Source organism: Nonlabens sp. (genome assembly GCF_047636915.1).
GTDB lineage: Bacteria > Bacteroidota > Bacteroidia > Flavobacteriales > Flavobacteriaceae > Nonlabens.
This window is the reverse complement of sequence record NZ_JBLIGN010000004.1, coordinates 1-25,454: the sequence shown is the minus strand read 5'-3', so window position 1 is coordinate 25,454 and position 25,454 is coordinate 1. Positions and strand designations below refer to the sequence as shown.

Below are 25,454 nucleotides of genomic sequence, written 5' to 3'. Positions count from 1 at the left end.
TAGCAAGTTCCAAATACGGGCATGATGAAAGCGATACCACATAGGTTTTAAGAGGATATGATAAAAACACTTTTGATTGCGGTCAGTTGCTTTATAATGCCAAGCAATAGTCTTATAGGAGCAAAAAGCCCGGGATGCATCAGTATACGCGAGGAACTTAAGGCCACTTAACGATTTTGATCAATAGAACTATTTGAGATTCTTCTAGTAAATAATGAAGTTATGTTGTAAGTTATTTAGATATAAACAGACCCATAATATACGTTTATGTTCTGATGTTTAATAATCTTAAAAGATATAATATCAGATACACAGAATTATTAACAAGCAATTAACGTTGGATTGGGATTTTATAGGGAATGATTATTTCGATCTTTACAACGTAGTTAAAAGATAGCTGTTATGTATTATTTATATAAAAGCATCAGACACAAATTTTGAAGACTTCATTTTATACCATTAAAGATTACTGAAAACGTTACCAGGGCAAAGAATAGAATGCTCTTTTTTAATAGAGTAAATAAAAATAGAAAATAAGGTCGGTATTTACCGATGTAAGATTTGGTTGGTTGGAAACCGTCTGTGGAGCGTCTTAGCTTGCAGGCGGTTTTTTTTTATTCAGATTCCAATTGGCAACCACTTCGACAAGCGTTGTGTATGAAGGTCGTATAGACGGGAGTTTTTTGTGTTTGTAACTTCCATCTCGGTAGGATATCACAACCATCGGAATGAATACTATCCCTATGATTTTTTGGTCGCTTGCGCCCTCTTTTATATAGCGGAACGATTGCTGCTTTTTCTATTTCCATCTCGATATAAATACATGGGCTTCGGTAACCTTCAATTATTTCCCAGAAATATACTTTTTAGGTGTTGTTCCATACTTCTTTTTGAAAGCGCTTATAAAATGGCTGCCTGTGCTGTATCCCACTCTTAAACCCACCTCATTTACATTGTGCTGGCCGCTATCGAGCAGCTGGCGCGCATAATCCATTTTATGATCCAGAGCAAAACCATAAACGGTATCTCCATATACTTCTTTGAAACCTTCTTTAAGTTTTTTAAGCGATAAACCTATTTCTCGAGAGAGATCATTAAGTGAAGGTGGGTCTGTCATGCGTTCAATAATGATTTCTTTTGCACGTTTGATTTTGCGCATGTTTTCTTCATCAGCTAGAAAGGGGCAAGCTTCTATATTTGCTTCTTCCTCTGTATTAAAATACAAGGATAGCAGTTCATAAGATTTCCCTTTAAAGTACAATTGTTTGATCGTATCATTGAGGTTGTAATTAATGAGTTGATGCAATGCGACGGCCATAGATGGTGATATCTTTCCATCTACATAGTATTTTTTATCCTTATTCTCTGGACTTAAAAAACTTACATGTTGTGCATCTGGAGAAAAAAGAGAGTGAAATTTCTTTATAGATATAAGTACGGAAATAAACCATGTTTGCGGCTCAATAGTCAGGTTTATGGGCAAGTCTCTCGAGGGATTGTACAATAGATAAGAGTTCTGTTCCTTTAAATCAAGTTTGTAACCGCCTTCGTTAAAGGCCAGTTGAATAGTACCCTTGAGGCAGTAATGAAATTGAAGAAAATTACTATCCACGTGATGTGAAAAGGAAGCTTTTTGAGCAGTATCATTTTTTAGCCTTATGAGGTGAAAGCCATCTTCGATAATGGTTATTTCGGCAGCACCTTTAGCGATATTTTCCATAAGTATTGTTATTTAAAACGACTCTAAATAGTGGGTGTTTTGCTTTCGCGAAAGCGAGACATCTACCACCAATAGTGGTTTTTACTGTTTGAGAGTGCAAAGGTAACTCATAGCGACGAAAAAGGAACCTATAGCGTTATTTTTTAACTAAAAGCTCCGTTAATTTTGCCGACTACTATTTAAAGTAATATATGGCCGCGGCAGCAGCAAAACATCATACATTTTACGCCATAGGAATCAGCTATCGAAAAGCAGATGCAGAGATGCGTGGTGCGTTTTCGTTAAGCCCAGATGCTATTGACACTTTGTTAGTCCAGGCTAAAGCAGAAGGGATTCCGTCGCTTGCTGTGATTTCTACCTGCAATCGTACCGAGTTGTATGGTTTTGCTCAGCACCCATTTCAGCTGATTAAATTGTTATGCGAGCACTCTAATGGAACCGTAGAGCAATTTGAAAAGATTGCGTATGTTCATAAAAATGAAAAAGCAAACAATCACCTTTTTAGTGTAGGTACCGGACTGGACAGTCAGATTTTAGGTGACTTTGAAATTATAGGTCAGTTAAAGTTAGCTTTTAAGAAATCAAAAAGCTACCAATTGATCAATCCATATATGGAACGATTGATCAATGCCGTGATTCAAGCAAGTAAACGTATCAAGACAGAAACTGATTTAAGTAGCGGCGCAACATCAGTAAGTTTTGCCAGTGTGCAGTACATTTTGCAAAATTTTGAAAAGAACTCTAGTCAGCGCATCACCTTATTTGGTACAGGTAAAATAGGTCGCAACACTTGTGAGAACTTGATCAAACATACAGAGAATAAGGAAATTACACTTATTAATCGCACTAAGAATAAAGCAGAGCTTATTGCAGGTAAATTTGACCTAGTAGTAAAGGATTATGCTCAATTGGAGGAGCAGATTGCACAAAGTGATATATTGATAGTAGCGACAGGAGCTCAAAATCCTACCGTTTCTAAGGATTTGATCTTTACCAACAGGCCTTTATTAATTCTTGATCTTTCGATTCCTAAGAATGTAAATGAAAACGTAAGAGAATTGGAGAATGTAAAACTCATACATCTGGATGAGCTTTCGAGAATTACCAATCGCACGCTGGAGAATAGAGTACATTTTATACCACAGGCTGAGGTTATTATTAATGACATTCATAACGAATTCAAGTTATGGCAGGAGTCGCGTCGTTTTGCACCTACTATGAGCGCTTTAAAAAATAAGCTGGCTTTATTAAAGGAAGCTGAAATAAAGGGAAATAGAACAAAAATCACGGATTTCAATCAAGAGCAAGCAGACCTGATTGCAGACAAGATTATACAAAAAATAGCAGGTCACTTTGCAAACCACCTGCGGGATGAAGAAGAAAATATGGAAGAAGCTATTGAGCTGCTGAATAAAGTTTTTAAGCTAGAACAGGTAGTTTTTTAACCCTTCTTTTTTCAGAAAATTCTTTACAACTACTGATAATCAATAACGGATAACTGATTAAATGTCGCACATCATAAAAATAGGAACCAGAGATAGTGAACTTGCCATGTGGCAAGCAAAAACAGTGCAAGCACAATTAGATGCATTGGGACATAGAACAGACTTATCTCCAGTAAAATCTCAAGGGGATCTCAATCTTACAGAGCCATTATACGAGATGGGTATTACAGGTATTTTTACCAAAACCCTTGATGTGGCTCTGATAAAAGGAGAAATAGATATCGCCGTACACAGTCTTAAAGATGTTCCTACACAATTGCCTAAAGGAATGGTTCAAGCTGCAGTTATGGAACGCGCTTCCTTTAAAGATATTTTGGTGTATAAAAAAGGCTTTAATCCTGATGAACAAACCACTATTGCCACAGGTAGTTTGCGCCGCAAATCTCAATGGTTAAATATGTACCCACATCACAACATAGTGGATTTGCGCGGTAATGTAAATACACGCCTAGCTAAGTTGCAAAGTAATAAAGAATGGAACGCTGCTATTTTTGCAAAAGCAGGGCTCGACAGAATAGGTTTATTAGCAAGATTAAAATCAAATTTCGGTTTTGAGTATACAGATCTGGATAGCTTTATTCCAGCACCAGCTCAAGGCGCTATGATGATTGCTGTTATGAGTGCTAATAAAAAAGTGCTGCGAGCTGTTTCAAAATTGAACCATCGACAAACAGCGATTTGTGTGGATATGGAACGGCGTTTTTTACGTGATTTAGAAGGCGGCTGTACAGCTCCCATCGGAGCCATTGTATCCGTAAAAAATGACCAACTCACTTTTAAAGGAACATTGATGAGCTTAGATGGAAAACAGCGCATTGATGTCACAGATTCTATGCCTTGGTTTGACAATATAGAGATGGAAGAGTGTCTGGACTTTGCAAGAAAACAATCAGAAAAAGTTATTTCTCAAGGAGGAAGAGAACTAATGACTGAGATTAAGCAGTCACTGGCATAAAGACTTCTAAAACGCATAATTAATGCCACCCTTTGAAAAGTAACTGGAACTATTGCTTATCTTTAAAATTCTAAAAAGTTGCACAATGCCTATTCAATCACCTTTTAACCTTAATAAATGGATCGAGGAGAATCGAGACCTTTTAAAACCACCAGTTGGTAATAAAAACCTATACAAAGATGCCGGCGATTATATCGTTATGATCGTTGCCGGTCCTAATGCACGTAAAGATTATCACTACAATGAAACAGAAGAGCTTTTTTACCAGTTAGAAGGTGAGATAGAAGTTCATATTCAAGAAGATGGTAAAAAGCGTACCATGAAGTTAGGTCCTGGAGATATGTATTTGCAACCTGGAAAAGTACCTCATTCACCAGTACGACATGAAAACTCTATAGGTTTAGTGATAGAACGCAAGCGCAGCAGTAAAGATATGGTAGATGGATTGCTTTGGTATTGCGATAATTGCAATAATAAACTACACGAAGCCTATTTTAAACTCGAGGATATTGAAAAAGATTTCTTGCCAAGGTTTAAGGAGTTTTATGCAAGTGAGGAATTAAGAACCTGTGATAATTGCGGTACAACTATGGAAACTGATGACAGGTTTACGGAATAAGATAACTCCATAAAACAACAAACCCCAAGCTTTCGCTTAGGGTTTGTTCTTAAATATACTTAGGTAATTACATTTTAGGAAGTAGTACTTCATCAACTACATGAATAATTCCATTAGTTTGATTTAAGTCTGCTGCGGTGACAGTCGCAGTTCCTCCATTTGCATCTGTAATGATTACTTTTCCATAAGCTAATGACAGCACGATATCTCCACCAGATACTGTTTTTACAGTTGCTTTGCCGTCGTTCTTTTTGATAAGACCGATAACATCTGATGCACTAAATTTTCCTGCTACTACGTGGTAAGTAAGAACTCCTTGTAAAGCTTTTATATTTTCTGGTTGTAACAAGGAAGCCACAGTTCCTTCTGGTAAATTATCAAAGGCTTCATTTGTTGGTGCAAAAACGGTAAAAGGTCCTTCTCCAGTTAAAACTCCTACTAAATCTGCAGCTTTTACGGCAGCAACTAGTGTGGTGTGATCTTCAGAAGCTATAGCAGCTTCTACGATGTTGGTGGTTTGTGCGTTGGCAAAAGATCCTGTAAAGAAAACAATGGCAACAAGAGCAAAGCTCATAAAGTTTGACTTTTTCATAATAAAGGGTTTAATGTTTTAATGTTAGTTTTTATTCGTTTTTTCTTAGTGTACAAACGTGCATGGAACTAACCGCAATTAACCTAGTATTAACTAGAATAACCACATTTTGTGAAAAATTGTGAATATTATTTCGATTCAATCATTTTTAAGTTGAAAAGGCGATTGTACAGCATCAGTAAAAATGAATAAAATATAATAGCTGACAGTATAATAGAAAAAGAAACAGGTGTTTTCTGGGAATATACTAGATCAGCAAAACACCTTCTTGATCTATTATGGGTAATTTTTTAATGAATTCTTCAGAGATCGAAAATGGAGCTGCCGTATAGACCTTATCATATAAAAGCGGACCTATAAAGTAGGTGAGCACAAATTCATTTTCAAAAGCAAAAACCTCTTCCATAATCAGTTCTACTTTTAGAGCTTTTTTTGCTTCTACCTGTTTGAAGGCATGTCTAAAGGTAGAAGTTTTACGACCGTCCGTATGCACCCCTCGGCTCCTAATCATTACAGATTCTAATAGTTGGTCACTATCATTAATGATATAAACCATCCAGTCATGAGAAGTGAAATCTTCATTCCATTCCTTAACAACAGCGATATAAACGTTTTTCACCACAGGTATTGCAATATCTTTTTTCACGCTTTTATTTTTTTGTGAATTGTTTCCATGAGGATTTCTGTCTCTGTGATCTGATTCAGTTCTTTGGTATTTAAAAATATATCCATTCCAGAATTAGTGCCAAAACCGTCATTGTAGTCTTGCACGTCATCGGTTAAACTCAAAATAATAGGATAGCTGTATTTAGGCAACCACTTGGACCAATATTGCTTTTCAAATTCATCTTTATGAAGAAATTCTAATTGTAGAGAAGAGTTGGTGTTTGTTAGGCTTTCGCGAAAGCGAGCCCACAATTCATTTTCTTTAAAAACACCAAAGGTAAGATGGCAAAGCCTACACTCATATGTGCCGGGACTTGCGATTTTATGCGCACTATCCAAAAGCGAATTCAGCTTTCCAGAGGTGGCGTTATAGACAAAAATGAGTTTAGAAACCATCTGTTACAAGGCGTTAGAAAATTGTTTTAAAAAACGCACATCGTTTTCAAAAAACATACGTATGTCACTTATTTGATATAACAACATCGCGATACGTTCTACGCCCATACCGAATGCAAAACCGCTGTATTCCTCAGGATCGATACCGCAGTTAGTCAATACGGCAGGATCTACCATACCACAACCTCCTATTTCTAGCCAGCCGGTTCCTTTGGTGATTCGATAATCAGTTTCTGTTTCTAGACCCCAATAAATATCAATTTCTGCACTAGGTTCTGTAAAAGGAAAATAGGAAGGTCGCAAACGTATTTGAGACTTACCAAACATCTCTTGTGTGAAATGCAATAAAGTCTGTTTCATGTCTGCAAAGCTTACATCTTTATCGATATACAATCCTTCTACTTGATGAAAAATACAGTGTGCACGAGCACTTATAGCTTCATTACGAAAAACACGACCTGGAGAAATAGTTCTTATAGGCGGCTTATTATCTTCCATATAACGCACTTGTACGCTAGAAGTATGGGTTCGTAACAGTACATCTGGATCTGTCTGAATAAAAAACGTGTCTTGCATGTCTCTTGCTGGATGATGCGCCGGCAGGTTTAAGGCAGTAAAATTGTGCCAGTCGTCTTCGATTTCTGGACCTTCACTTACGTTGAAACCTATGCGGGAGAATACATCAATGATTTGGTTTTTCACAATAGAAATCGGATGTCTGGCACCTATTTCCATGGGATATCCAGTACGAGTCAGATCGCCATAGATTCCTGCCTCTTCTTGTTTGGACTCTACATTATCCTTAAGTAAAGCTACTTTATCAGTTGCTTTTTGCTTCAGTTCATTGATCGCTTGACCGAAAGCTTTCTTTTGCTCATTAGGAACTTCCTTAAATTTTGCAAACAAGTCCTTGAGCAGTCCTTTACTGCCTAAGTATTCTATTCTAAAAGCTTCAATCGCCTCTTTCGAGTCGGCTTTGAAGACTTGTACTTTCTCAATGTGTTCTTTTACTTTATCCAGCATTTGCTCCCTTTATAACTTGCAAATTTAATCATTTTAAGATGTTTTCTAGTTATACGGCGCTCAGAATTGTGGTGGTCTATTATAAAGGAACTTCAGAAATTTGAGTGGATAGGTTAAGGAATCAAGGAAGAAGAAGATTGTACATTACCCAATAGAACAGAATGTAGTAAAACTTCTATTTTATCCAGAAAACAGAAAATAGAATCTCTGTAAAAACCAATCTATTACATACAGGCATTCCAAATTCTTAATAACTACTTGGGTAAAGTGCTTGATCGTTTAGTTTAAATTTTTATTTTTGTTAAATGCAAATAGCAATTTACATATCAGATTTATTGTACCGCCATGAGTGTGTGGTCGTGCCAGACTTTGGCGCGTTTATTTCGCGTCGTGTTCCTGCGCAGCATTTTGCAAGTAGTCATACCATTTATCCTCCAAAAAAGGGTCTGAGTTTTAACGCTCAAATCAAACAGAACGATGGTTTGTTAGCAAATTACATCTCTAGCGCGGCAAATGTATCTTACGAAGAGTCCGTTCAAAAAATCCGAGATTATGTGCGTTTTCTGGATCAAGAAATAGAGGATAGTGGTTCTATAACTATCCATAAAGTAGGGCGTTTTTCTCGTAATAAAGAAAAAGCGCTGCAGTTTACTCCTATGTATTTGGTGAATTATTTGCCAGAAGCATTTGGTCTTTCTTCTCATGAAACCTACGCTGTTGATCGCGTTTCAGTTGCTCCAAAAGTAGAAATAGGTAAAGAATTTGAAGATGAAACCCCTGTAATAGCTTTAGAAACTATAAAAACTAATTCTAGCTCTTGGGTACGTTATGCTGCAATGGGTGCTGTTATTTTTGGGTCAATTTTTGTTGGTTTAAAAGGCTATGAAAATCAAATAAATGATGATGCTCTTGCCGTAGAGCAAATGTCACGAGAAATTGTCAACGCAAAAATAGAAAGTGCTAGTTTTCTTATTAGGGAACCTTTACCCAGTATTACAATAGACGTAGCCCCTTTAGAGAAAAACTTTCACATAGTTGCCGGTGCTTTCCGGGAACCAGCAAATGCTGATAAGCGTGTTGCTCAATTACAGCTCAAAGGATATGATGCAAAACGTATAGGTGTTAATAAATACGGATTGCATAATGTGGCCTTTTCTAGCTTTATAGAGCGCAATGATGCCATCAATGAGCTTAATAAGTTGAGATCTATTGGATTTGAGCAAGCCTGGTTATTTGCAGGAAGCCTCCCAAAATAAGAAAATCATTCCTTTGTAAAGTTACTTTTGTGAACCACCTTCTTTTAGAAGAACCTACCTTACTAACAACATTTAGACTTCTAGATAAAGAAGAATTCATCACGTAGCCTGTTGTTTTTCGAGAAAAAGACACCGCTAGTTTTCTAGAGATAGAAGTTGGATGGAGAATAGAGCAAAAGTACTACAAACGGTTGGAAGAGCTTTTTGGAGGTTTTAGAACTGTGACAGTGGTATGAGGTTTGTGATTCGGGTAACATCTCAAAACTTTGTGGGTAAGTCAAGATTGCTTATTAATGAGATAAATGGTCCAAAAAACTAAAGGTGGCTGCTTTATAGTACTAGAATTCTGTAAGTAAGGAAATGTAAAAGAAGCTGAGGTAAGACTGAAGATAGTTCTTTTGAAAGAGAACATGATAAGCCTTTTGGAAACAGTCTGGATTCTGTCATTCATAAAGAATATATAGACTTTATAAATGTGGCGCAACACTATCGCATAACACCGAAAGTAAAGTGTCAAGACGATCCAAATCTAAAGCCATTTCTAGTGTATTCTATTTTAAGAGCTGCACCGTCCTGTAGGATAGGAGTTGAGAAAGAAGCTTTATTTGGGATTAGCATCAAATTAGTAATCTAGGAAAAAGAATTGTCTATTTTTACGACGACAAATAAACCTACTATGGGATTACTTATTATCTATGCAGTCGTTTCGATATTCTTTTCTTTCGTATGTTCGATTCTAGAAGCAGTTCTTCTTAGTGTGACGAGTACTTTTATAAAAGTCAGTGAGCAGGAAGGTAAATCCTATGCAGTATCTCTTAAGGCTTTAAAAGCCGATGTAGACAAACCATTGATTGCCATATTAACTTTAAACACACTAGCGCACACCGTAGGGGCAATTCTTGTAGGTGTGCAGGCTGAAAACATGGTGAGTGGCAGCGGTTATAACAGTAGTTATCTTGGAATTCCGTTTGTGGGAATAGTTTCTGGAATAATGACTACGCTTATTTTAGTGGTTTCTGAGATCATTCCCAAAACTATAGGTGCGACTTATTGGAAAGCACTTGCGGGCTTTACGACACATGCCTTAAATATGATGATTTTTCCTTTAAAATGGACAGGTATTTTATGGCTGTTACAACTTACAACCAAAGCAATAGGTAAAAGTGCTCACATGAATACCATGACAAGAGAAGACTTTGTAGCAATAACAGAAACAGCAGAGGAAGAAGGGATTTTTGAACCTGCCGAAGGTAACTACATAAAAAGTCTAATGAATTTCAATAGTATTGAGGTAAAGGACATCATGACACCTAGGTCAGTGATGTTCATGGCACCACAAACCATGAAGATAAAAGATTTTTTTGAACAGAATCAAGATCTAAGGTTCTCTCGCATCCCCGTTTTTGGAGAAAACCGGGATGATGTAAAAGGGTATGTCTTAAAGGATCATATACTTGCTGATATTATTTATGATAAACCAGCAGACACACTTGAAGATTTAAGAAGGGAAATAACGATGGTTCCCGTAACTTTACCCATACCTCAATTGTTTCAAACGATGATCGCTACTAAAGAACACATGGCGCTGGTTGTTGATGATTATGGAAGTGTGCAAGGAGTCGCTACCATGGAGGATGTTATTGAAACCATGTTAGGCCTAGAAATTATGGATGAGAGCGATAAGGTGGAAGATATGCAACTGCTTGCTCGAAAGAACTGGGAAAAACGCAGCCAGCGCTTTAAGTAATTAATGACCAATAAATATTAGAATTACCTATGCTCTATTATTACCTTACTGTCGTATTGCAAGTTTTTTGCTGCTATCATGCCTACAAGAATAGAAGTGAAATCTATTGGTACGCCATTATATTTCTTCTTCCAGTATTAGGTTCTTTGATCTATCTATTTATGAAAGTCTTTAATAATAAAGAGGCCTTAGTTATAGGTGAAGAAATCACTACAGCAATGAATCCCTCTAAAAGAATAAATGACTTAAATGAAAAAGTAAAATTTGCTGATACTTTTTCAAATCGCGTAGCACTAGCAGACGCGTATTTTAATAAAGAGGAGTATCAAAATGCATTAGATAACTATCAAACTGTTTTAGATGGCGCACATAAGAATGATGCGTATGTTCAAGAACAGATGGTAATTACTTATTACCAAATGAAAAACTATGAAAAAGTTGTTGAGGTGGCAAACGCCCTGAAAGCAAATTCAGAGTTAAGGGCTTCAAAAGTTGTGTTTTACCTTGGCTTGTCTTACAAAGCATTAGGTAAACTTAATAATGCGGAGAAAAACCTACGAGCTTTAGATGTAAGATATTCTAATTACCAAGAACGGTTGGTTCTAGCTCAATTTCTTTTAGAACGTGAAAAACGAGAAGAAGCAAAAGAGCTCGTGAGTGAACTTCTCTCAGAGTTCAATTATATGAGTAAGCCTAACATAAAACTTCATAGAACTACTTTTACAGAAGTGAAAAAACTGAGTGATACTATTACCTTGAATAACAGCTAGAGATGAAATTTTACGTTTTAAGAAGGAATCAGTTTGACAGTTAATATATCAGCAGTCTTACTAATAATGATCGTTGTATATGTCTTGATCAAACACGGGAATAAGTTCAAACGCTTGTTGGCATTTTGGCAATCATTTTTTTAACTTGTCTCTTCTCAGGTAAAAGTGTAGGCCTGTATTACATGGATGATCATCTAGCATCGAGGTGCTTATAATTATTAAGTTCTTTGTTAGAACTAAAAGGTGATGAACAAATTGTTTCAATTCATATCACATATAAAGATTTGCTCTTAAATCTTCATAATCGTTTATAGCAATCAAAATAGAATCTTTTAAAACAAAACAAGAATCGGCCATGTGGAGTACGTTTTCATAGTAATGATCACTCATTATAATTCCTTTGTATGGTTTTACAGTAGTAATAATTTCTTTTACACGTTCTATTTGTAAAGGTGCCAGCATAGAAAAAGGCTCATCTAGTAAAATAAATGGTCTGGCGGAATGAATAACGAGCAGGAATTCTAAAAACCTGCGTTCACCCATAGATAGAGCTCTTACCTTTACGTCATGCACTTTGTGGATAAGCGGTTCGTATAAAATTTTATCTTGATCTTCAGGATCTGGATACCACATTTGCACCGCATCTACCACGGTTCCCGAATCGATCATAAAAGGATCTTGAGGTAAATAAGTAACAAGCTGGTGTTTTAAATGATCTCGCAATTGTATAGCTTTTCCGTCAAAGTGAGCGATAGCATTTGCTTTGAACTTTCCGAAGATCACATTCATCAAGGAAGATTTTCCGCATCCATTTCTACCCATTATACCGATGATTTCCCCTTCCTCAATACTTAGGTCAATGTTATCCAGTAAAGTCATTTTTTTGAAGTGACCTACTTGATACGTATGGATATGGATATGAAGTCTAGACATACTTTACTATGATCCAGATGAAGAAAGAGGCTATAAGCGCCATCGCAATATGTAGTACATAAGCAAACGAATACTGTTGTAGCTTAGAAATTCCTAAGTTTTGAAAAGCATATTCTTCTGGTTTGTGGAGAAGTCTTTGCGCTATTGTTCCAATTATAAAGCCAGCTGTTAGAAATATAGCCACGGTAGAATATAGATCGCTCGTTTCTGACACTCTGGCAAGACTTAAAAATGAAAAACAGCAATTATAGAAAAAGATACGCGATGTCAACCAGAGATTTATCTTATAGTACCACATGTGCAGTTATCGGTTCTTTTAAAGTTAGTTCCAGTAACTAACGCAAAAACCAATGATCTATTATTTTCAACAGTTCTATTTCTTCAAAGACTCTAGAATCTCTTGATATGTTTTAGTGTTTTCTGGATGGGATTCTAAATATTCAAATACTTGTGCGATGACATTTCTGGAAGCGCCTAATTCTTGAAAAATAGTAACATCTCGATTCCATTTTTTTAAATTCCCTTTGCGAGTAGCAAGCGTTTCTGATAGCAATGTGATCTTTTTAACTTCTGTAAAACTACTGGTTGCTTTCATTTTCTTTATTTCTACAAATAGATGTTCAAAAGTCATTTGCTCTAGTTGCTTTTCTTTGGTCATCTTACGCAATATAGCAGACATGGACTCCATGCGGCCAAAAAATTGCACATCAAAATCATCTAGACCACACTCTTTCAATCTAGCGATTTCTTTTCTTAAAGAAGCCTCATCTTGAAAACTTCCGTCGATTAAAAAATCCAATTTTTTACTTATTAGAAGCTTACAAGGATCAGTTAAAGCAAGTTCTGCGGTAACGAGTTGTTCTTGTGCATTACTTAAAAAAGCAACACATAGAAATAATAAAATAAAAGGGAATCTTGTGTTCATAATGGGTGTAACAATGCTTTTGCAAAGTTCGCATAAATTATACTTAATGAATCTCAAAACAACTAAATAAATTAGATGCTATTCCCTTTTTATTTTAATGTAAAATAGAACTATAGATCTCGCTATGCTTAAATTTTCTATTTGATCTAAAGAAAATATAATTCATGTTTATGATCAATCATTTTGAAATTGATTAAATAGGTGGCAAGGAAAGGAACAAAGACCGACGATAAAGAAAGCTAGAAGATAATTTGATCTTCTAACTTTCTTTATTCTAAAAGTTTAAAGGAACTAAACTAATTCTTTCTGAATAACAGCAACTTGATCTAGCGCTTGTGAAACGTCCCATATCAAATCTTCATAATTTTCTACTCCTATAGAAAGACGCACTAAAGCGTCAGTCACACCTATGTTTTCTAGGTGGTGTTCGTCTACACCAGCATGCGTCATGCTCTTAGGGTGCTCTGCAAGACTTTCAGTGCCACCTAAGCTTACAGCGAGTTTTATTAATTGAAGCGAATTCAAAAACTTAAAAGCTTCTTTTTCGCCACCTTTAATACAAAAACTAACCATTGCTCCAGGACCAGAACATTGTTGTTTATAAATCTCATAATTGCGGGTTCCTTCTTGAATAAGTCCTAGGTATTTTATTTGAGCTACTTTATCGTGATCTTTTAAGAAATTAGCAACTTGCATGGCGTTGGCTTGCATGGCTTCCATTCTTATTTTCAAGGTTTCAAGACTACGCAGCAGCATCCAGCCCGTATGGGGAGAAGCCATGTTACCTAAAAAGGTACGCAAGGTTTTTACACGCACCATCAATTCTGTATTTCCAAGAACAGCTCCAGCTATTAGATCACTGTGTCCACCTATATATTTTGTAGCACTGTACAGGACTAAATCAGCACCATGTTTTAAAGGATGCTGCCATAAAGGTCCCATGTAGGTATTATCTACTGCAACCGTTACTTTCTCTTCTGTTTGAAAACGATCTACTACACGCCGCACCATTTGTATATCGATAAGTGCATTGGTAGGGTTTGCTGGTGTTTCAATATGTGCATGTGTAAGTCTGCCGGCATGTCCAGAATTCTGTACGACATTGTAAACTTCTTCTTCTGCCATTTCTGAGGTAAAACCTACCGTATGAACTCCTATTTTAGGAAGAAAATGGTTGATAAAGTGATCTGTTCCACCATAGGTAGGGGAACTATATAACAATAAATCTCCGGGTTTTAAAAACTCTAAAAGCACGGTAGAAATCGCACTCATACCGCTTTCAAATACGGCACAATCATCTGCATGATCCCAAAGTCGCAACCTCTTTTCAAGAATCTCCAGATTTGGATTGTTGATGCGACTGTAGATCAGTCCCATTTCTTCTTCGGGAAGTGGCTCTCTTTTTCCATAGGCCAGCTCAAAAAAGGCTTTCCCTTCTTCGGCATTTTTAAAAACGAAGGTCGAAGTTAAAAATATAGGACATTTGATAGATCCTTCAGACAATTCTGGTTGATACCCATAAGACATCATCAGGCTTTCTGGTTTCATAGATCGGTTGCTCATAATTACAGCTGTTTAGTATGTTGCAATTTAATTTTTTTTGAGGATTCAATCGATTTCGAAAGCTAATCTTATCAACACTGCAATCGGTCGCTTTTCCACCATTAGACGGGTGGCAGTTTTGCTTTTGCCTGACCTTTACTAGTATTAATTAACTTTTTAGTAACTTCCGAGCCGAACAGTTAAACAAAAAACAATATGCCTTATTCTACTCAACCTAAAGTTTGGTTTTGGATCGTTGCACTATTTTTTATCTTTTGGAATCTCATCGGAGTAGGATTTTGGTCTACAGAAATGATAGCAAGCAGTGAAGCGCTTTTAGAAGGGTACACCGCAGCACAGGTTGCATTCTATAGTAGTTTTCCCAGCTGGTATTCTTGGGCGTCTGGTGTAGCTGTGTTTGCAGGTCTTTTTTCCTGTATCGCTTTACTATTAAAAAAAAGACAAGCTGTTTTGCTGGCTTTACTCTCGCTAATCGCAGTTATTGTATGCCGTGTTTATGAAGTAACTGTGGATGCTTGGAGCATGACCGGTGGCTTAGATCATTTCTTTATGATTGCGGTTCCTATTTGCTCCGTTCTTTTGTGGTTATTTGCACGCAGTGTGCAACAAAAGCGTTGGTTGAGGTAAAATGGAATAGATAATAAACACTAGCTGTATCTTTTAGCAGTATAGTTTTTTAGTCAAAAATAGATCGCGCCATTCTAAACGTATTGGCATGCGCCTCTATAATTGTTTTAATTTCTGGAGAATACCCGCCACCCATGCTGCATTGGATAGGTAAGAAAGAGTTGTTTTTTGATTTCGCTTTCGCAAAAGCGGACAAGGCATAACGATCTCGTTCTCTACAGCCATTAAGAGTCATACTGAGTTTCCCTAGTTTGTCACTCTCCAGAACGTCTACTCCACACAAATAGAAAATAAAATCAGGCTTTTCCTGAGCTATTAAATCAGGCAAGGTATTTCTGAGTGTGCTCAAGTAGTACTCATCTCCAGAGCCGTCAGGAACTGCGATGTCCAGATCAGACTGCTCCTTTTTAAATGGATAATTTCCAGCCCCGTGCATAGAAAAGGTGAAAACACTGTCGTTATTTTGGAAAATTTCAGCTGTTCCATTTCCCTGATGTACATCTAGATCAACAATCAAAATCTTTTCAGCAAGACCATGATGTTGTAGATATCTCGCTGCTATAGCCTGATCATTGAGCAAACAAAATGCTTCTCCATGATCGGTGTAAGCATGATGTGTGCCGCCAGCAATGTTCATGGCAATCCTGTGATCAAAGGCTTTTAAACAAGCTTCAATGGTTCCTTGAGCGATGCGTAATTCTCTCTTTACCAACTGTTCACTAAGCGGAAAGCCAAGTTTTCTTGCTGCTCTTTTATCTAGAGAAAGATCTTTTAATTCTTGAAAATATTGATAAGTATGGACTCTTAAAATATCCCGATCATCACATAGTTTGCTGGGTTCAAAAAAGTCAGAATGGACTGCGGTCCCTTCATGCAGTAATTGTTGTGGTAGCAATTCATATTTGAGCATCGGGAAACGATGTCCTTCAGGCAATGGATGCTGATAAATAGGATGGAAGGCAATGGGGAGCACTATAATTTAGATTTTAAAAATACAGATGACAATAGACATCCAAAAATAAGTCTTAGAAGGACTCTTCTAATTACAATATAAAGAAACTTATCTCTGATTAATGAATCGGCATTTCTTTCTGTCGTTTATCTTTGTATGTAAATTGGAATCATGAAAAAGAATTTGTGCATCGCAGCAATAGCGCTCATCGCTTTAGCCGCTTGTAAAAACCAGCCTACAGCAGCAGAAGTAGCATTAACTTTTCAAATAGAAACGTACACCACTTTAAAAACTGAAGCTATGCAAGTGCACGATGAGATCATGCCTAAAATGGGTGAATTGATGGAATTGAGAGGTGAATTAACCGCTAATGAACCAGAATTCATATCTAAAGAAGCGTATATAAAAGAAATAAGTACAGCCGCCGAATACCTTAAGGCATCACACGACGCTATGATGTCTTGGATGCAAGACTATTCTGAGAAATTTCCTTATGGCGACCCTACTCCAGAAACTAAAGAAGCTATGGATAAGAAACTACCTCTTTTAGAACAAGAAGTAAAAGAAATTAAGGATCTTAAAGAACAAACATTAAAGGCTATTGAGATGGCACAGGAGCTTTTGAGAAAATAAATAGTTAGTAGTGTCGTATAAAAATCGCGTCGTATTTTTTTTGCGAGTTGATTTTTCGTTTAGGGTTTTTTGTCAGCAATGTGGAGCGCAAAGCAATCCACATGATCGCCTTCGGGGAATTACAATTCGTCTCGCGATTTTAATTCCTTGAGCTTATACACGGACTAAAAATAAACGCTGAATTTGTGACTGGCAACTAATTTTGCCTTTTCACAAGCTCTTACTAATTAATACGGTGCTTAAAGGGAAAAAAGTATCTTTGTTACTATAGACAGTCTCTAAAAACTTTTATGTTAGAAATAGAAAATCACGAATACGAAAAGGCAATTCTCGTCGGTGTTATCACCCAACAACAAAACGAAGAGAAGCTTAATGAATATATGGATGAGTTGGAGTTTCTAGCTTATACCGCAGGCGCCACCATTAGTAAAAGGTTCCATCAAAAAATGCAGAAACCCAATCCTAAGACATTTGTAGGAAAAGGAAAGATGGAAGAAATTGCTGCATATGTTCAATCACATGATATAGGAACCATCATTTTTGATGATGAACTTTCTCCTTCACAGCAAAAAAATATTGAAAAGATACTCGAGGCAAAAATCATAGATAGAACTTATCTGATTCTTGATATTTTTGCACAACGGGCACAAACTAGTTATGCACGAACTCAAGTAGAACTTGCTCAATATGAGTATTTATTACCTCGATTAGTAGGATTATGGACACACTTGGAACGACAAAAAGGGGGTATAGGAATGCGTGGTCCTGGAGAAACAGAAATCGAGACGGACAGGCGTATCGTGCGTGATCGCATTAATTTGCTAAGGAAAAAGTTGCTTACTATCGATAAACAAATGTCTACACAACGCGGCAATCGTGGTGCATTAGTTCGTGTAGCATTAGTTGGCTATACGAATGTTGGTAAAAGTACTTTGATGAATGTAGTTGCAAAAAGTGAGGTATTTGCAGAGAATAAATTATTTGCAACACTAGATACTACCGTGCGCAAAGTGGTGATACGCAATATGCCTTTCTTACTGACCGATACGGTAGGATTCATTAGAAAGTTACCTACTCAACTCATTGAGTCCTTTAAATCTACACTGGATGAAGTACGCGAGTCTGACTTGTTGCTTCACGTGGTAGATATATCTCATGAGTCTTTTGAAGATCATATTGCTTCTGTCAATAGGATTTTAGGAGAGATCGATGCGACAGATAAGCCCATGATCATGGTTTTTAATAAAATAGATGCGTATCAAGCGCAAGATTATGATGAAACTGACTTAATTGAAGAGCGTACTTCTGCTCACTATTCCTTAGAAGAATGGCGAGAGACTTGGATGTCCAAAATGGGAGAAAACGTTATTTTTATCTCTGCTACAGAGAAAGAAAATATGGAGGACTTCCGTAAGAAAGTGTATGATAAAGTACGCGATATTCATGTAAAGCGTTTTCCTTATAATTCGTTTCTGTATCCAGAGTATGTGGAGGAAGAAGAGTAAATTTCAGTTTAATACACGATTCCTATCGTTTCCCTCAAGGCAAGACTTGCGTCTGCCCTAAGGGAAACGATTTTGTCGTTCTAGAAGACCAGGAAATTTGGCTATTAAGGTAAAGATACTTATTTATCAGTACAGAATGTCGGTGCCTTTTATGTCTGTTCGAGTGGCAACGCGGCAATAAGTATTTCGATAAATTTATTATCGTATCATGAACCATAATGCTTAAAAAAAGGCTATTGGATGCCGTTAGAGGCATGGCATTATCGATAACCTCTCCATTCGCCCGTTGTTATTTTAGCATTTGATCAATATGAGGCATCAGAAGATAAAGGAGACGTTACCAAAATGGCTGTCTACCTCCATACAGAGATAGCAAACTTATAAATTAGATTTTAAAAACCTCATAGCAGTAAGGCCATTTAAGGTTTCGAATTGGACTATAAATAAACCATTTTTAAGGTCTAAGGAAGTTAGATCTATAAATTGTTGTTGATTAGGAATAGAAGTAAGTAATTTTCTACCGGTCAAGTCGAACACGTTGATTTTACTAATGTCCTCCATACTTTCATAATGTAATAGGTCATTTACGGGATTGGGATAGATCCTAATTTTATTTCTTAATACGTCCGTTGTGCTCAAAGCAGCATCTAGAACTAGTAATTTACTAATCATTATATCAAACCCAGTAGGGTTAAAAAAGTTAGCATATCCTGTAACAAATAACGTTCCGTCGGCTGTTAATAACATGTCATCTTGTGTGTTATTCCCTCCTATTCTCATTGAGAAAACTCCGGGTGGAGTGCTACTAGTAGCATCATTAAAATTAGTGTCTAAAGTGCCATCAGCAAGTAAACGCATTAATAACCCATCTTCTCCTACGGTTCCTATTCTTCCTTTAAATAAAACTAATAATTTACCATCAGGCTGTATGATTATATCTCGCCCAGAATCTTGCGCGTTTGTGATATCAAAAAATTGGATTCCTGTGGTACCAAATGATGAAATAGGGCTGCCTGTACTATCGAACAGTCCCACAGTTAAACCTAAACCACAAAGAGCGATGGTCGAGCCTTTGATATCGATTGCAGCACTCAAATTAACATTTGAGATTTCAAGAATACTATTCCCACCAAAAGTGCTATCAGGTATTCCGTTTAAGTCTATTTTTTGTAAATGTGTTACTCTACCTGTTCCAGCGCTAGGAATACCTCCCGAAAGTAAATGTAGAGATGTTCCTGATTGAAATAGATCATTGCAAAAGCTGGAGAAGCCACCGTAATTTAAACTGAGCATGCCAGATGTACCAAAGGAGTTATCTAGAACACCTGCCGTGTCTATTTTATAGACGGCAGTTTTGTATCGATAGGGAGAAGTTGAAAAGCTGTAGTTCCACACTGCGATAACTTTATCATTATTTAAAGTAAAAATTTTTCCATTTCCAGCAGAACCCATCGCGTCTGAAGGAGCTGGTATCGTTACTATTCCATTGTTGCCGTAGGTAACATCCCTGCTGCCATCACTATTCAAACGTATCACATTTAAATCACTATTAAAATTAGACGATATAATAATTTTGTCGTCATTTTGGATCGCATAGTCATATATAGCAGAAGTGAAAAAACCGGAATCATCTTGAACACCGTTCATTCCAAAATCAGAACATCTCGTACCATCTTGATGGACACAAATAAGCAAAAAGTCATTCATAATATTTGAGCTGGATCCGGTACGACCGGCTACAATAAGGGATCCGTCAGTTCTTTTTAAAACACGCATTCCTTTTTGCATCTCATTATTATAATCAATATTTTGTCGTCCTGTGGTGTTTTGGAAGTTTACTGTATCATAATTCTGAGCAGTTGCAACCGCCGCAAATAATAAGGTAAATAGCAACTTCATGATATTATAATGTATAAGCATGACGTATTTTTTTTTACAAATCTACGGAATCTAAATTATGGCAGTATCTATTATTCCCACATCAATTGCATCCTTTTGATGCGATCGGCAAGCTTTTCACTGCTTAATTTTTCACGCAAGCGGTCGGTGATGATAGGAAATGAGAAAGGTGTAGGTTGTTTACAAGACTTCCAGACGATAGTTTGATTTTCAATACGTTCAAAAGCCTCTCGCAATCGGTATTCTTCTATTTCTTGTTCGTAGGTTTCTGTATAGGCCTGTCTAAAAAGCAGGTTGTCCGGTTCATTATCTCTAAAGACCTCAAATAATAACTGACTGCTGCTTTGAAGGTGTTTCACTTTTATAGCTTTATTAGGATAACCAGTAAAAACAAGTCCTGCGATGACGGCAATATCTCTAAATTTTCTTTTGGCGAGCTCTGTGGCATTGACACTAGCTTCTAGATCTTCCAGAATCATGTCTGCAGTGATGAGGTTGTTGTCCAGCACATTTTGCATGTCAAATTCTTGATCGCTTAAAATCTCAAAACCATAATCGTTATAGGCCAGTGAGAAACTTATAGGCTGCAATAAACTAATGCGGTAAGCGATCAGTCCAGCCATAGCCATGTGCACCAACCTTCCTTCAAACGGATAAAATACCGCATGGTAGCCTTCTCTGGTTTTGAACGTCTCTATTAAAAACTCATGATTTTGAGGCACGATACTTTCTTGCTGTTGTCTCGCGATAATGTCTTTTAAAGCTTTTACTTCAGGCGTTCGTTTTTTGCCAGACTGGAAGTTTTGCATTTCTTCACGCAGCAACTCACCTAATTGAGAGGTAAGCGGCATGCGGCTTCCCATCCAGCTGGTTACCTTGCCTTTTTTTCTGGAAGAGTTGCGCACCTGCGCAATCATTCCTTTAAGACGTACAAATTCTAAAGTCCTTCCTGCAAAAACAAACACATCGCCCCGCGACAGCTGGCTGATGAAATACTCTTCAATAGAACCTATGTAACCGCCAGTGACATATTTTACAGTGATATCAGTACCCGTAACTATGGTTCCCATTTGCAAACGGTGTCGCATCGCAATACCGCGGTCCTCTATAAAATACCGGCCATTTTCATCTATAGAAACCTTTTTATACTCGTCATAAGAAGTTAAGGAAGAACTGCCATAAACGATGAATTTCAAGCACCATTCAAATTCTTCATAGGTTAATTCTTGATAGCAAAAAGTAGCTTTTACCTCGGGATAAATTTCTTTGGGATAAAAACCGCCAGAAACCGCTAGCGTACACAAGTACTGAATAAGTACGTCATAACAATTTAAATACGGCAAACGATCTTCTACCGCTTGAGTAGCCACTGCTTTTTGTAAAGCGCTGGCTTCAATTAATTCTAGTGCGTGAGTAGGCAAAAAGTAAATAACAGAAGTCTCCCCAGGTTGGTGACCAGACCTTCCTGCACGCTGTAAAAATCTGGCAACACCTTTGGGACTGCCTATTTGAATAATGGTTTCTACAGGAGCAAAATCTACTCCTAGATCAAGTGACGAGGTGCAAACGCAAGCTCTTAACGACTCGCTTCTAATCGCATTCTCTACCCAAATACGTGTTTCTTTATTAATGGAACCATGATGCATCGCGACTTCACCAGCAAATTCTGGATGTTTGTGCATCAGCGCTTGAAACCACAATTCACATTGTGCTCTTGTATTGGTAAAAATCAATGTGGACCTGCTGTCATTTATGATTTTCACAACATCGTCTAACAGGTGCAATCCCAAATGTCCCCGCCATGGAAATTTATCCATGCTTTCTGGTATGATAGATCGCACTTCTATTTCCTTTTTTAGATTTGCTTTGATGAGCACGCTTTCGCAAAAGCGAGGAGAATCTACCCCTAATAATACTTGTCTGGCTTGCTCGAGATTCCCTATAGTCGCGCTGATTCCCCAAATGCGCAAGTTCTTATTAATTCCAGCCAGTCGGGAAAGTCCCAGTTCCATTTGAACGCCTCGTTTTGTACCTAAAAGCTCGTGCCATTCATCAATTATAATGGCGTTGCAATCTTGAAATAATTTTACATGATCTTTTGTGGCGAGCAACAAATGCAAACTCTCTGGAGTGGTGATCAAAAGATCGGGCATGGATTTTTTTTGCGCGGCTCTTTCTTTTGTGGTGGTGTCTCCAGAGCGTATTCCTACGGTAAATGGCAACCCTATTCCGTCTACAAACTTTTGCGAAGTCTGTGCGATTTCTTGAGAAAGTGATCGCAAAGGTGTGATCCAGATGGCTTTTAGGCCTTTTTTATTTTTGGTTTTATAATCGGGATTTGACTTGATGTACATAAGAACTATCGCCACCCAAAGTGCGTAAGTTTTCCCACTTCCTGTAGGCGCGTTAAGCAAACCATTTTTACCTGAAATAAAAGCATCCCAAGTCTGTTTCTGGAATGGAAAAGCCGTCCAACCCTGTTGGTGAAAATAATCTTCGGCGATATGGAATAGTTGATTTTTATTCAATTATAAATTATTACTGTTTTACAAATACCATACAATGCTGCCACGGTAAATTATCGATATTTTGTTTGAGTTTAAAACCGTTTGCTTCAAACTCCTTAACCGCTTGCGATTCGTTCATTTTATGGATGGTCTTTATAGGGATTTTGGGGTCTTCTAGTCGGTACTCGAGAAGATATATTTCCCCATTTTTTTTCAAAGCCATAGACATGGATCTTATCATTGATACTGGATATTTAAATTCGTGATACACGTCTACCATTAGAATTTTATCAATGATATTTTCAGGTAAATTAGCAGACTGCTCTTGCCCTTTAATAAGTTCCATGTTTTCAATCCCTAGTTTTTCTTTTTTAATTTTTATAGCGTCAAGCATTTCAGGTTGTATGTCAACAGCATAGACTTTTCCTTCTTGAATTTGTGCGGCTATTTTAAATACGTGATATCCAGACCCAGCACCGATATCAGCGATAACATCGTCTGGTTTAATATTCATATTTTTAAGAAGTGCCGCTGTGTTTTCTTCTTTTTCACGCTCGGGACGTTCCAGCCATTCCATTCCTTGAAAACCCATTACATGTGCAATCTCTCGACCTAAATACCATTTTCCTATGCCATTATAACTCCCTGATTTAAATGTATAAAGGCGGTCACTATTTCCATTTTTTTGAATAGTTGGAGATGATTGTTGATGTCCTTTGCAACCGGCAGTAATGGATAGTATTAAGGAAATTAACAGTAAGTAAATTGTATTTTTAAATGTTTTCATATTCTTTCTTATTTGTTTAAAAGGAACCACTTAGTTATCTTCTAATTATTTTATCCTCGGCATCAAGGGTTCTCTTTCAAGCGGGTGTAAAATTCTAGAAAAGAATTGTAGTTTTCTTTTTTAGTTCCCTTTAAATCCGAATATTTGTTTATAAAAATCTTCAATTGCAAAAGTGATGTGTTTTACTACTCAGTTATCGAGATATGTTGATGTGCAAATACTTTTAGTATTAAATGATGTGTCAATTAATCACGCTTTCGCGAAAGTGGAAGCCTATTTAAAATCAAGATTAGTAAATAAAACCATAGACTTATGTTAGCAAACTTTTAAATTTGAAAACTTAATTGCACAAATGTCAGAAAAACTTACGGTATTACAAGACAAGCTAGAAGCAAAGCATCATGTTTTTATGGTGTACAAAAGCCAAGTCAACAAAGATTTGTTGCGATCAGGTTTTGAGTCTGTTGATGAGAACAATCCGCAAGAGTTTATAGCAGCACTGTTTTCTATATTAAACGAGGCGATAGAACATAGCGATCCTAGATTACAGCAACTTTATTATCTGGCAGATGTGTCAGAAAAAAAATTAGAGCAAGGAATCATACTCGCTTTTGTCATGAGAGAATGGGCAAAAATTCAATTTAGGTTGCGGCAGTAATCTACCATGTGATTTCTATGCTGTGCTGTATGTCGCTTTCGCGAAAGCGACATAGAACAAGCATCTAAAACAACACCCTGATAAACGGTTGTATCCCGTTTTGATAAACACTGCGTCTTTCACTAAAGAGCACATCATATCTGGCGCCTATTACAAAATTTCCTTGTCCATAACCTGCCCCTAGGAACAAAGCCGGTACCCAATAGGTATTGTCTAAACTAGAGTCGGCAAAGTTTCTGTTTACATGGAGGTACTCAAAATCAGCACTTATTTGAAGGAAGTCTAAAGGTTGTGCAATAGCGATCAAACTGCTGCCAGCAATCGTGGATTTAAAGTCATCAGATCTATTGAGGTCTCTTTCTGAGTAGCTGTAATTTAATCCAGCTCCTATACCTACCAAATCATTCACTTGATAAATAGCTTGTGGGGCAACAAGAACGGAAGAGAAATTAGTGCTAAAGTTACCTCCTAAGTTGCCACCGTATCTCATCCGATCCCAAAAACCAGACTCTTTTTGCTGACCATAAGATAGAAAACAGAAGAAAACGCATAAAAATAAAAGAACTATATGGTTTAAAGAATAAGTTTTCATAATGGATGGGATAACAATTTATACCGATATAAATATACAAAACCTTGTGTCATGACCGCGCATTTCTTTATTTTTGCTATTACAATTGTTAAAAAGGATAAATTTCCTTCCGTATATGGACAAGTTTTCATTTCTAAATGCAGCACACACTGCCCACTTCGCACAACTTTACGATGAATATTTAATTAATCCAGATCAGGTAGAGCCTTCCTGGCGTGCCTTTTTTCAGGGATTTGACTTTGGAATGGAGAGCGCTCACGAGGGTGATCTCGTTGTGGAGCATGCAGGAGCTCCTGTTGTTGTTTCAGAAAATTTACAAAAAGAATTTCAAGTTGTAAAATTAATTGACGCCTATAGATCAAGAGGTCATTTGTTCACTAAAACAAATCCAGTAAGGGAACGTCGTAATTATGAGCCTAAGTTGGACTTAGTTAATTTTGGTCTTTCTGACTCAGATTTAGATACTTCCTTTGATTCTGGAGGACTTATAAGTTTAGGGAAAACTAGTCTTAGGAAAATTGTAGCTCACCTTAATAAGGTTTATTGTGAGAGTATAGGTGTGGAGTACATGTACATACGCAAGCCAAATGAGATCAAATGGATTCAAAACTGGTTGCATACCAA

The 25,454-nt window shown here is 37.1% G+C and carries 25 protein-coding genes; 11 read left to right on the top strand and 14 right to left on the bottom strand.

All coding sequences use genetic code 11. The annotated features are described in order from the left end of the window. Window positions 1-844 precede the first annotated feature (844 nt). Window positions 845-1,720 carry a helix-turn-helix transcriptional regulator gene (locus tag ACJAT0_RS01340; RefSeq protein ID WP_415180203.1) on the bottom strand — a complete coding sequence of 292 codons (876 nt, stop codon included), beginning with the start codon at window positions 1,718-1,720 and terminating at the stop codon, window positions 845-847. Between the two features lie 191 nt (window positions 1,721-1,911). On the opposite strand from ACJAT0_RS01340, the gene hemA reads away from it, so the two are divergent. From hemA to ACJAT0_RS01325, 3 genes are all read left to right on the top strand, one after another. Next, a complete protein-coding gene (gene hemA, locus ACJAT0_RS01335) occupies window positions 1,912-3,165 on the top strand; it encodes a glutamyl-tRNA reductase (protein WP_415180202.1) in 1,254 nt (417 codons plus the stop codon). A 61-nt stretch (window positions 3,166-3,226) separates the two neighbouring features. Next, a complete protein-coding gene (gene hemC, locus ACJAT0_RS01330; RefSeq protein WP_415180201.1) occupies window positions 3,227-4,180 on the top strand; it encodes a hydroxymethylbilane synthase in 954 nt (317 codons plus the stop codon). Between the two features lie 85 nt (window positions 4,181-4,265). Continuing rightward, on the top strand, window positions 4,266-4,799 hold the full coding sequence (locus ACJAT0_RS01325) for a 3-hydroxyanthranilate 3,4-dioxygenase (protein WP_415180200.1): 534 nt from the start codon (window positions 4,266-4,268) through the stop codon (window positions 4,797-4,799). 67 nt (window positions 4,800-4,866) lie between these two features. On the opposite strand, the gene ACJAT0_RS01320 is transcribed toward ACJAT0_RS01325, so the two are convergent. The 4 genes from ACJAT0_RS01320 to pheS form a co-directional block, all read right to left on the bottom strand. Then, window positions 4,867-5,391, bottom strand: coding sequence for a fasciclin domain-containing protein (locus ACJAT0_RS01320; RefSeq protein ID WP_374003340.1), 525 nt, complete (start codon window positions 5,389-5,391; stop codon window positions 4,867-4,869). 247 nt (window positions 5,392-5,638) lie between these two features. Next, complete coding sequence (locus ACJAT0_RS01315; RefSeq protein ID WP_374003339.1) at window positions 5,639-6,037, bottom strand: hypothetical protein; 399 nt, start codon at window positions 6,035-6,037, stop codon at window positions 5,639-5,641. Next, window positions 6,034-6,453, bottom strand: a complete 420-nt coding sequence (locus ACJAT0_RS01310) for a GTPase (protein WP_374003338.1) — start codon at window positions 6,451-6,453, stop codon at window positions 6,034-6,036. Before ACJAT0_RS01310 ends, ACJAT0_RS01315 begins: the two co-directional genes overlap by 4 nt. A gap of 3 nt (window positions 6,454-6,456) precedes the next feature. Next, a complete protein-coding gene (gene pheS, locus ACJAT0_RS01305; protein WP_374003337.1) occupies window positions 6,457-7,476 on the bottom strand; it encodes a phenylalanine--tRNA ligase subunit alpha in 1,020 nt (339 codons plus the stop codon). A gap of 305 nt (window positions 7,477-7,781) precedes the next feature. Between pheS and ACJAT0_RS01300 the strand changes: the two genes are divergently transcribed. The 3 genes from ACJAT0_RS01300 (at window position 7,782) to ACJAT0_RS01290 (ending at window position 11,249) form a co-directional block, all read left to right on the top strand. Continuing rightward, complete coding sequence (locus tag ACJAT0_RS01300; RefSeq protein WP_374003336.1) at window positions 7,782-8,732, top strand: SPOR domain-containing protein; 951 nt, start codon at window positions 7,782-7,784, stop codon at window positions 8,730-8,732. A gap of 676 nt (window positions 8,733-9,408) precedes the next feature. Further along, a complete protein-coding gene (locus ACJAT0_RS01295; protein ID WP_415180199.1) occupies window positions 9,409-10,479 on the top strand; it encodes a CNNM domain-containing protein in 1,071 nt (356 codons plus the stop codon). A gap of 29 nt (window positions 10,480-10,508) precedes the next feature. Next, on the top strand, window positions 10,509-11,249 hold the full coding sequence (locus tag ACJAT0_RS01290) for a hypothetical protein (protein WP_415180198.1): 741 nt from the start codon (window positions 10,509-10,511) through the stop codon (window positions 11,247-11,249). 270 nt (window positions 11,250-11,519) lie between these two features. Here the strand turns inward: ACJAT0_RS01290 and ACJAT0_RS01285 are convergent, their stop codons facing one another. The 4 genes from ACJAT0_RS01285 to ACJAT0_RS01270 all read right to left on the bottom strand — a co-directional run bounded on the left by ACJAT0_RS01285 (window position 11,520) and on the right by ACJAT0_RS01270 (window position 14,670). After that, window positions 11,520-12,182 (bottom strand): ATP-binding cassette domain-containing protein, encoded by a 663-nt coding sequence (locus ACJAT0_RS01285; RefSeq protein ID WP_374003333.1) that lies wholly within the window; start codon window positions 12,180-12,182, stop codon window positions 11,520-11,522. Continuing rightward, a complete protein-coding gene (locus ACJAT0_RS01280) occupies window positions 12,175-12,396 on the bottom strand; it encodes a hypothetical protein (protein WP_415180197.1) in 222 nt (73 codons plus the stop codon). Before ACJAT0_RS01280 ends, ACJAT0_RS01285 begins: the two co-directional genes overlap by 8 nt. Before the next feature lie 159 nt (window positions 12,397-12,555). Further along, a complete protein-coding gene (locus ACJAT0_RS01275; RefSeq protein ID WP_415180196.1) occupies window positions 12,556-13,107 on the bottom strand; it encodes a hypothetical protein in 552 nt (183 codons plus the stop codon). A 291-nt stretch (window positions 13,108-13,398) separates the two neighbouring features. Next, entirely contained in the window at window positions 13,399-14,670 is a 1,272-nt protein-coding gene (locus ACJAT0_RS01270; protein ID WP_415180195.1) for a cystathionine gamma-synthase family protein, read from the bottom strand. A 195-nt stretch (window positions 14,671-14,865) separates the two neighbouring features. Here ACJAT0_RS01270 and ACJAT0_RS01265 point away from each other — a divergent pair, with 195 nt between their 5' ends. Continuing rightward, window positions 14,866-15,297 carry a hypothetical protein gene (locus ACJAT0_RS01265; protein WP_415180194.1) on the top strand — a complete coding sequence of 144 codons (432 nt, stop codon included), beginning with the start codon at window positions 14,866-14,868 and terminating at the stop codon, window positions 15,295-15,297. A 49-nt stretch (window positions 15,298-15,346) separates the two neighbouring features. Here ACJAT0_RS01265 and ACJAT0_RS01260 read toward each other — a convergent pair whose 3' ends face one another. After that, on the bottom strand, window positions 15,347-16,270 hold the full coding sequence (locus tag ACJAT0_RS01260; RefSeq protein WP_415180193.1) for a histone deacetylase: 924 nt from the start codon (window positions 16,268-16,270) through the stop codon (window positions 15,347-15,349). Window positions 16,271-16,420: 150 nt separating this feature from the next. On the opposite strand from ACJAT0_RS01260, the gene ACJAT0_RS01255 reads away from it, so the two are divergent. Next, a complete protein-coding gene (locus tag ACJAT0_RS01255) occupies window positions 16,421-16,882 on the top strand; it encodes a hypothetical protein (protein ID WP_415180192.1) in 462 nt (153 codons plus the stop codon). A gap of 290 nt (window positions 16,883-17,172) precedes the next feature. After that, window positions 17,173-18,387, top strand: a complete 1,215-nt coding sequence (hflX, locus tag ACJAT0_RS01250; RefSeq protein ID WP_415180191.1) for a GTPase HflX — start codon at window positions 17,173-17,175, stop codon at window positions 18,385-18,387. Between the two features lie 378 nt (window positions 18,388-18,765). Here hflX and ACJAT0_RS01245 read toward each other — a convergent pair whose 3' ends face one another. Genes ACJAT0_RS01245 through ACJAT0_RS01235 form a run of 3 tightly spaced genes read right to left on the bottom strand, consistent with a single transcriptional unit; the run spans window position 18,766 to window position 23,580 of the window. Then, a complete protein-coding gene (locus ACJAT0_RS01245; protein ID WP_415180190.1) occupies window positions 18,766-20,307 on the bottom strand; it encodes a T9SS type A sorting domain-containing protein in 1,542 nt (513 codons plus the stop codon). Window positions 20,308-20,357: 50 nt separating this feature from the next. After that, window positions 20,358-22,814, bottom strand: a complete 2,457-nt coding sequence (locus ACJAT0_RS01240) for a ligase-associated DNA damage response DEXH box helicase (RefSeq protein ID WP_415180189.1) — start codon at window positions 22,812-22,814, stop codon at window positions 20,358-20,360. A 10-nt stretch (window positions 22,815-22,824) separates the two neighbouring features. Then, window positions 22,825-23,580: a class I SAM-dependent methyltransferase gene (locus tag ACJAT0_RS01235; protein WP_415180188.1), complete on the bottom strand. Its 756-nt coding sequence runs from the start codon at window positions 23,578-23,580 to the stop codon at window positions 22,825-22,827. A 352-nt stretch (window positions 23,581-23,932) separates the two neighbouring features. On the opposite strand from ACJAT0_RS01235, the gene ACJAT0_RS01230 reads away from it, so the two are divergent. Then, on the top strand, window positions 23,933-24,238 hold the full coding sequence (locus ACJAT0_RS01230) for a hypothetical protein (RefSeq protein WP_415180187.1): 306 nt from the start codon (window positions 23,933-23,935) through the stop codon (window positions 24,236-24,238). A gap of 64 nt (window positions 24,239-24,302) precedes the next feature. Here ACJAT0_RS01230 and ACJAT0_RS01225 read toward each other — a convergent pair whose 3' ends face one another. Next, entirely contained in the window at window positions 24,303-24,830 is a 528-nt protein-coding gene (locus ACJAT0_RS01225) for an alpha-ketoglutarate decarboxylase (protein WP_374003321.1), read from the bottom strand. Window positions 24,831-24,945: 115 nt separating this feature from the next. Here ACJAT0_RS01225 and ACJAT0_RS01220 point away from each other — a divergent pair. Then, on the top strand, window positions 24,946-25,454 hold a 509-nt coding region (locus ACJAT0_RS01220), incomplete at its 3' end, for a 2-oxoglutarate dehydrogenase E1 subunit family protein (RefSeq protein WP_415180186.1).

Excerpts from the sequence above, each read along its gene's own strand:
- ACJAT0_RS01310 (WP_374003338.1), bottom strand. The coding sequence starts at position 6,453 with ATGGTTTCTAAACTCATTTTTGTCTATAACGCCACCTCTGGAAAGCTG.
- ACJAT0_RS01225 (WP_374003321.1), bottom strand. The coding sequence starts at position 24,830 with ATGAAAACTTATTCTTTAAACCATATAGTTCTTTTATTTTTATGCGTT.
- pheS (WP_374003337.1), bottom strand. The coding sequence starts at position 7,476 with ATGCTGGATAAAGTAAAAGAACACATTGAGAAAGTACAAGTCTTCAAA.
- ACJAT0_RS01270 (WP_415180195.1), bottom strand. The coding sequence starts at position 14,670 with ATGAGCAACCGATCTATGAAACCAGAAAGCCTGATGATGTCTTATGGG.
- ACJAT0_RS01325 (WP_415180200.1), top strand. The coding sequence starts at position 4,266 with ATGCCTATTCAATCACCTTTTAACCTTAATAAATGGATCGAGGAGAAT.
- hemC (WP_415180201.1), top strand. The coding sequence starts at position 3,227 with ATGTCGCACATCATAAAAATAGGAACCAGAGATAGTGAACTTGCCATG.
- ACJAT0_RS01245 (WP_415180190.1), bottom strand. The coding sequence starts at position 20,307 with ATGCTTATACATTATAATATCATGAAGTTGCTATTTACCTTATTATTT.
- ACJAT0_RS01290 (WP_415180198.1), top strand. The coding sequence starts at position 10,509 with ATGCTCTATTATTACCTTACTGTCGTATTGCAAGTTTTTTGCTGCTAT.
- ACJAT0_RS01320 (WP_374003340.1), bottom strand. The coding sequence starts at position 5,391 with ATGAAAAAGTCAAACTTTATGAGCTTTGCTCTTGTTGCCATTGTTTTC.
- ACJAT0_RS01235 (WP_415180188.1), bottom strand. The coding sequence starts at position 23,580 with ATGAAAACATTTAAAAATACAATTTACTTACTGTTAATTTCCTTAATA.
- ACJAT0_RS01230 (WP_415180187.1), top strand. The coding sequence starts at position 23,933 with ATGTCAGAAAAACTTACGGTATTACAAGACAAGCTAGAAGCAAAGCAT.
- ACJAT0_RS01285 (WP_374003333.1), bottom strand. The coding sequence starts at position 12,182 with ATGTCTAGACTTCATATCCATATCCATACGTATCAAGTAGGTCACTTC.
- hemA (WP_415180202.1), top strand. The coding sequence starts at position 1,912 with ATGGCCGCGGCAGCAGCAAAACATCATACATTTTACGCCATAGGAATC.
- ACJAT0_RS01265 (WP_415180194.1), top strand. The coding sequence starts at position 14,866 with ATGCCTTATTCTACTCAACCTAAAGTTTGGTTTTGGATCGTTGCACTA.
- ACJAT0_RS01275 (WP_415180196.1), bottom strand. The coding sequence starts at position 13,107 with ATGAACACAAGATTCCCTTTTATTTTATTATTTCTATGTGTTGCTTTT.
- ACJAT0_RS01295 (WP_415180199.1), top strand. The coding sequence starts at position 9,409 with ATGGGATTACTTATTATCTATGCAGTCGTTTCGATATTCTTTTCTTTC.
- ACJAT0_RS01340 (WP_415180203.1), bottom strand. The coding sequence starts at position 1,720 with ATGGAAAATATCGCTAAAGGTGCTGCCGAAATAACCATTATCGAAGAT.
- ACJAT0_RS01255 (WP_415180192.1), top strand. The coding sequence starts at position 16,421 with ATGAAAAAGAATTTGTGCATCGCAGCAATAGCGCTCATCGCTTTAGCC.
- ACJAT0_RS01300 (WP_374003336.1), top strand. The coding sequence starts at position 7,782 with ATGCAAATAGCAATTTACATATCAGATTTATTGTACCGCCATGAGTGT.
- hflX (WP_415180191.1), top strand. The coding sequence starts at position 17,173 with ATGTTAGAAATAGAAAATCACGAATACGAAAAGGCAATTCTCGTCGGT.